Source organism: Pseudoxanthomonas sp. LjRoot204_2 (assembly GCF_056175765.1).
This window is the reverse complement of sequence record NZ_JBGFFG010000179.1, coordinates 1-6806: the sequence shown is the minus strand read 5'-3', so window position 1 is coordinate 6806 and position 6806 is coordinate 1. Positions and strand designations below refer to the sequence as shown.

The window sequence follows — 6806 nt, the reverse complement described above, 5'->3', positions numbered from 1 at the left end:
GCGTTCGGTCGCTTCGACCTCATCTACGGACGGGAAATCGTTGGCCGGCAACGTCGCCAGAGTGAACCGGCTGCGGCCTGCCTGGACGGTGACCTTGTCGCCGCTCTGGCTGACGGTCACCTTGCTGCCGTCAGGCAGTGCGCGAACGATGTCGAACAGCTTGCGGGCGGGGATCGTCGTCTCACCGTCCTGCGCGTCATCGACCGCACTGCGGGAAATCATCTCGACCTCAAGGTCGGTACCCGTCAACGAGAGCTGCCCGTTCTGTACCTGCACCAGGAAATTCGCCAGGACCGGCAACGTCTGCCGGCGTTCGACCACATTGACCACCTGGGCCAACGGCTTGAGGAAAGCTTCGCGCTGCAGACTGAAACGCATGAGTGTGGGAGCCCCTTCGCTTTGGATTTTCAAGACTAAAAGCTTAAAAGCTGGTGGTGGTGGTAGGGCCCGAAACCCGGGAAAACCTACGTAACCCCATGAATCTATTGTTTTTTTATCACCTGCAACCCAGTGGACAGGCGCCCTGCAGGCGATGGTGAAACCTGTGGACAACTTTACGCCCGGAAACCACGCACATCTTATCCACAGAAGGTGAGCGTACTTGCCCACGATGTTATGCGTTGCTCGTCCCCATCGCCTTGCCTACAGTGACCGCAACGGCGAGGAAGACGACGTGCGACACCATGGGAGCCGGCACGTCGGATACAACCCCGCCTGTCCTGCCTGCTTGCGAAGAGCGGTACCGGCTCTTCGCGGTCATATCCTCCTGCCGATATCTCCACACGTTGCAACGACGAGGGCTGGTCCGCCTACTCGCTGAGCTTGCGGATCAGCTTGTCCCAGTCCTCCCGCAACTTGCCATCCGTTTCCATGAGGGTGCGGATCTGGCGGCAGGCGTGCAGCACGGTCGTATGGTCACGGCCGGCGAACGCATCGCCGATTTCAGGCAGGCTGTGTTCGGTCAATTCCTTCGCCAAGGCCATCGCCACCTGTCGTGGACGCGCGAGTGAACGCGTGCGCCGCTTGGACAGCAGGTCCTTGATTTGCAGACCGTAGTAGTCTGCCACGGTCTTCTGGATATTGGGGATGCTGATCGCCTGCTGCTGCGCGCGCAGCAGGTCGCGCAGCGTTTCCTGGGCGAACTCGGTGGTGATCGCGCGGCCGGTGAAGTTGGCACGGGCGGCCAGCGTGTTGAGGGCGCCTTCCAGGTCGCGCACGTTGCTGCGCATCTTCTTGGCCAGCAGGAACGCGACGTCGTCCGGGATCTGCGCACCGCGCTCGTGCGCCTTGGCCAGCACGATGGCCGCACGCGTCTCGAAATCCGGCGGGTCGATCGCCACGCTCAGCCCCCAGGCCAGGCGCGATTTCAGCCGCGGTTCCAGGCCTTCCACCTCGCGCGGGTAGCGGTCGCAGGTCAGGATGATCTGCTGGCGGCCGTCGAACAGCGCGTTGAAGGTGTGGAAGAACTCTTCCTGCGTGCGGTCCTTGCCGGCGAAGAACTGGATGTCGTCGATCAGCAGTGCGTCGACCTGCTGGAAGCGACGCTTGAACTGGTCCATCGACTTTTCGATCAGCGCCTTGGTCATGGCGCTGAAGAACTGTTCGCTGCGCAGGTACAGCACGCGCGCATTCGGATTCTGCCGGCGCATCTCGTTGCCGGCAGCGAACATCAGGTGGGTCTTGCCCAGGCCGGTGCCGCCGTACAGCAGCAGCGGGTTGTGGGCGCGGTCGCCCGGCTTCTGCGCGGCCTGCCACGCGGCGGCGCGGCCCAGCTGGTTGCTGCGGCCCTCGACGAAGTTGTCGAAGGTGTAATGCATGTCCATGTTGCCGGCGAACGGTTCGGCCGGTGCGGCCGTGCTCGCGGTGCCTGCCGTCGGCGCGCTGGCCGTCTCCGGTGCCCTGCTGCGCGAGCCGATTTCCAGCGAGACGTCGTCGTGGCCGGCGAAATAGTCCAGCAGCTCGCGGATGCGACCCAGGTAGCGCTCGCGGACCTGTTCGACGATGAACGCATTCGGCGCGTACAGCACCATCGCGTTGCTGCGCTGCTCGGCCTGCAGGGGCTTCAGCCAGGTGTGTACATCCTCGGCCGGCAATTCGGCTTCCAGGCGTTCGAGGCAACGGGGCCAGGCATCCATCAGGTGGAACAACTCGCGAGTGGGGGCGAACACGCCATCCCGCATTGCCGGAGGCAGCGCGGGACGGAATCCATGGGGTCGGCCAGACTACCACCCCCGTCGGAACCCGCCAACGATCCTGTGTATAAGATGTGGATGAACGCGGGGAACCGCCTGCGGCGACGGTCCGCGCAGGACGCACGCATCGAAAGCACACGGGGAGTTGACCGTAACCCGGCGGTTCCTATAGAATTTCCGGTTCTTTCCACCCGAACACGCACGAGGGCCCCATGGCCACCAAGCGCACTTACCAACCCAGCAACCTCAAGCGCAAGCGCGACCATGGTTTCCGTGCCCGTATGGCCACGGCCGATGGCCGCAAGATCCTGGCCCGTCGCCGTGCCAAGGGCCGCAAGCGCCTGACCGCCTGATGGCTTGGCCGTCTAACGACGGCCAGCATCCATGCGTTCCCTGTATCGAAAGGAGCCCGCCCGTCCACGAGCGGGCTTCTTGCTGAAATGAGCACGGCTTTTCCGCGCAGCGCACGGGTACGCGCAAGCGCCGACTATGCGCGCGTGTTCGACCAGGCCCGCCGCACGTCCGATCCGCTGATGAGCCTGCACTGGCTGCCGGGCGACGTGCCCGCGCGTCTGGGCCTGGCGGTATCCCGCAAGGTCGATACCCGTGCCGTCGGCCGCAACCGCATCAAGCGCCAGCTGCGCGAACACTTCCGTCGCCTGCGCGCCTCGCTGCCGGATGGCGACTACGTCGTGGTCGCCCGTCCGCCCGCGGCGAAAGCCGATTCCTCGCTGCTGCGCGCGACCTTCGAGCGCGTGCTGGCGCGCGCCGGCGCATTGCCGGCACCGGCACCGGGCGGCACAATGCCGCCGGGCTTGAATTCGCCTGCGCCGCCTCCCACTCCTTCTTCTCCGACCAAACCGGTTTCCGACGCCGGTTGAGACTGCCTGCCTGATGAACCAGACCCGTGTATTCCTGATCTTCGCCTGGCTGATGGTGGCGACCCTGTTGTGGCTGGAATGGAACAAGGCAGCGCCCGCGACCCCGACGGTCGCCACGCAGGCCACCGCGCCGGCGGGCAGTACCGTCCCCGCGCCGGTAGCGGCGAGCGCGCCGGCGTCGGGCAGCGTCCCCAGTGCGCCCGCCGCGGCGCCTGCGCCAACGGGCGCTCCGAAAGGAGCGGCGGGACCGCGCGTCACCGTCAGGACCGACGTACTGAGCCTGGTGCTGGACGGCGGCAGCGTGCTGCAGGCCGACCTGCTGCACTACCCGCAGAGCAAGACGCCGGGCAGTGGCCCGGTGCGTCTCTTCAGCGAAGACCCGCAGCATTTCTACGCGGCGGAAAGCGGCTGGGTCAGCAGCGGCTCCAAGGCGCCTGACCACCACGCGTTCGTCCCCGAACAGGGCGCGCGCGACGTGGCGCTGGCGCAGGGCGCGGACAGTGTCAGCGTGCCCTTCATYTGGCAGGGATCGGACGGCGTGACCATCCGCCGTACCTACACCTTCAAGCGCGCCAGCTACGAGATCGAAGTCCGCGACCAGGTAGTCAATGCCGGCACCGGTACATGGCAGGGCATGGTCTATCGGCAGCTGCTGCGCACGCCGCCGCAGGTCAAGAGCGGCATGACCAATCCCGAGTCCTTCAGCTTCAACGGCGCCACGTGGTGGGACGGTAGCTACCAGCGCCGCAAGTTCAACGAGGACTACCTGGAAGACGGCCGCGTCAATGCGCAGGTGAAGGGTGGGTGGATCGCCATTCCTCAACACCACTTCTTCAGTGCGTGGATTCCGCAGGCCGACGACACCACCACCATCTCGCTCGACAACCCAGACAACGGCACGCGCGCGCTGATCCGCGAGATGGGTCCGGGCGTCAACGTCAGTCCCGGCCAGCAGGCCACCACCACCGCACGCCTCTGGGTGGGTCCGAAGCTGGTCGACAAGATCCATGCGATCAACGCGCCCGGCATCGACCGGGTGGTGGACTACAGCCAGTTCGCGATCCTGGCGATGCTGGGGCAGGGCCTGTTCTGGGTGCTGAACTTCCTCCACGGCTTCATCGGCAACTGGGGCTGGTCGATCATCGGCCTGGTGATCCTGGTGAAGCTGGCGCTGTATCCGCTGTCCGCTGCGCAGTACAAGAGCTTCGCCAAGATGCGCAAGTTCCAGCCGCGCATCCAGCAGCTGAAGGAGCGCTACGGCGACGACAAGCAGAAGTTCCAGGTCGCCATGATGGAGCTGTACAAGAAGGAGAAGATCAACCCGATGGGCGGCTGCCTGCCGATCCTCGTGCAGATGCCGGTGTTCCTGGCGCTGTACTGGGTGCTGGTGGAAACCGTCGAACTGCGCCAGGCGCCGTGGTTCGCGTGGATCCAGGACCTCACCGCGCGCGATCCGTACTTCATCCTGCCGGTACTCAACATGCTGGTGATGTGGTTGACGCAGAAGCTGACGCCGGCGCCGGGCATGGATCCGATGCAGCAGAAGATGATGCAGTTCATGCCGCTGGTGTTCGGCGTGATGATGGCGCTCTTCCCGTCGGGCCTGGTGCTGTACTGGGTGACCAACGGCGCGCTGGGCCTGCTGCAGCAGTGGTGGATGACCAAGCGCCATGGCGAATCGGCGACGCCGCCGAAGGCCGCGACCGCGAAGTAAGCCGCACCGCTCGCCGTGCCACGAAGCCCGCCCTCCGGCGGGCTTCGTGTTTCCGCTACCCTTGAAGCGCTTCCACGAACCCGCACCATGACGCCAGCGCAGGACACCATCGTCGCGATCGCCACGCCGCCGGGAGCGGGCGGCGTCGGCATCGTTCGGCTGTCGGGGCCGGCGGCGCAGGCGATCGCGGCGACGATCTGCGTACGCGCGCTGTCGCCGCGCCGCGCCTGCCACGTCCACTTCCGTGATGCCGATGGCGGCACGCTGGACGACGGCATCGCGCTGTCGTTTCCCGGTCCGGCAAGCTTCACCGGCGAGGATGTCGTGGAACTGCAGGCGCACGGCAGCCCGGTCGTACTGCAGCAGCTCGTTGCCCGGGCCTGCGCGCTCGGCGCCCGGCCGGCGCGGCCCGGCGAGTTTTCCGAACGCGCGTTCCTCAACCACAAGTTCGACCTCGCCCAGGCGGAAGCGATCGCCGACCTCATCGCCGCCGCCGACGCGCGCGCGGCCCGCGCCGCCCGGCGCTCGCTTGACGGCGTGTTCTCCGAACGCGTGGGTGACATCGGCCAGTCGCTGCTGGCGCTGCGCGTGCATGTCGAAGCGGCGATCGACTTCGCCGACGAATCCATCGAGACGCTGGGCGGCCAGCAGGTACGCGAGCGCCTGCTGGATGCGCGACGGCGGCTGGAGGCCTTGCTCGTCGACGCTGAACGCGGGCGCAAGCTGCGCGATGGCGTGCATGCGGTGATCGTCGGTCCACCGAACGCGGGCAAGAGTTCGCTGTTGAATGCGCTGGCCGGCAGCGACCGCGCCATCGTCACCGATGTTGCCGGCACCACCCGCGATACCCTGCGCGAAACCGTCCGCCTGGATGGGCTGGAACTCCATCTGGTGGACACCGCCGGCCTGCGCGAGGGTGGCGATGCGATCGAGCGCGAAGGCATGCGCCGGGCCCGGCTGGAACTCGGCCGCGCCGACGTGGCGCTGGCAGTTGTCGATGCGCGCGATCCCGACGCCGGTCGGGCGGCGATCGCCGACAGCCTCCAGGACGTGGGCACGGTGCTGTGGATCCACAACAAGGCCGACCTGCTCGCCGACGTGCCCGCAGAAGACGGCGATCATGTGTACGTGTCCGTTGCGCAGGGCACGAATCTCGACCGTCTGCACGACCGCCTCCGCGCGCTTGCCGCCGGGCCGGCCAGCGAGGGGGGCGACGGCGAATTTTCCGCGCGTGCTCGCCACGTCGATGCCCTGCGGCGCGCCGCGGCCCACGCGGCGCTGGCGGCGGAGCATCTGGCACACGAGCACCTTGAACTGGCCGCCGAGGAACTGCGACTTGCCCACGATGCGCTGGGCGAGATCACCGGTCGCCTCAGCGCGGATGACATGCTGGGCCATGTCTTCTCGACGTTCTGCATCGGGAAATGACGCTCAAGCCGCCTAGTCCACCAAAAGTGTGACGAACATCAAGTGTCGTGCCCGAGGTGCCGACGTACTCTGGCGTCCGGGTAGGGGTACCCGGAAGGCATCGCGCTGTTCCCGGCCGGAAGGTCGGGTGGATGGCGGGCCCGTGCTGATTCGCGACACCCGGTCCCGCGCCTCCCGAGGGCGCCCCGGACGTGCCGACACCATAAGAATGTACTTGGGGGAATTGAAACGATGTCCTTGATCCAGACCACCGGCCGCCTGCGCTATGTCGCGCCGCTGATGCTCATTGCCGCCCTGGCGGCGTGTTCCAAGCAGGACGAAGCGGCCAAGCCCGCCGCCACGCCGGGTGCGGCGGCCGTCCCCGCGACGCCGCCGCCGCCGGCGGTGTCCGCGCAGGTCCAGGCGATGGACGCCGACGCACTGCGCGACGCCGCCACCAAGGCGCTGCGCGAGAACCGCATCTATGCGCCCGGCGGCGACAACGCCATGGAGTACTACCTGGCGTTGCGCGACAAGCTGCCGAACGATCCGGGCGTGACGAGTGCGCTGACCGACCTGATGCCGTACACGCTGATCGCCGCCGAGCAGAGC

At 66.9% G+C, this 6806-nt stretch carries 5 protein-coding genes and 2 pseudogenes; 5 read left to right on the top strand and 2 right to left on the bottom strand.

The window, feature by feature from the left end:
- Positions 1-378 (bottom strand): annotated as a pseudogene (locus AC04L7_RS10010) (DNA polymerase III subunit beta); the annotation flags it as partial.
- Positions 379-809: 431 nt separating this feature from the next.
- A complete protein-coding gene (gene dnaA / locus AC04L7_RS10005) occupies positions 810-2135 on the bottom strand; it encodes a chromosomal replication initiator protein DnaA (RefSeq protein WP_299345230.1) in 1326 nt (441 codons plus the stop codon).
- Between the two features lie 269 nt (positions 2136-2404).
- Between dnaA and rpmH the strand changes: the two genes are divergently transcribed.
- The 5 genes and pseudogenes from rpmH to AC04L7_RS09980 form a co-directional block, all read left to right on the top strand.
- On the top strand, positions 2405-2545 hold the full coding sequence (rpmH, locus tag AC04L7_RS10000; RefSeq protein ID WP_027083663.1) for a 50S ribosomal protein L34: 141 nt from the start codon (positions 2405-2407) through the stop codon (positions 2543-2545).
- Between the two features lie 87 nt (positions 2546-2632).
- Complete coding sequence (gene rnpA / locus AC04L7_RS09995) at positions 2633-3073, top strand: ribonuclease P protein component (RefSeq protein ID WP_296278715.1); 441 nt, start codon at positions 2633-2635, stop codon at positions 3071-3073.
- Between the two features lie 13 nt (positions 3074-3086).
- The gene (yidC, locus tag AC04L7_RS09990; RefSeq protein WP_436000892.1) at positions 3087-4787 is read left to right on the top strand and encodes a membrane protein insertase YidC; all 1701 of its coding nucleotides are present in this window, start codon (positions 3087-3089) and stop codon (positions 4785-4787) included.
- 87 nt (positions 4788-4874) lie between these two features.
- Entirely contained in the window at positions 4875-6215 is a 1341-nt protein-coding gene (gene mnmE / locus AC04L7_RS09985) for a tRNA uridine-5-carboxymethylaminomethyl(34) synthesis GTPase MnmE (RefSeq protein WP_436000890.1), read from the top strand.
- Between the two features lie 231 nt (positions 6216-6446).
- Positions 6447-6806: pseudogene (locus tag AC04L7_RS09980) on the top strand (energy transducer TonB); the annotation flags it as partial.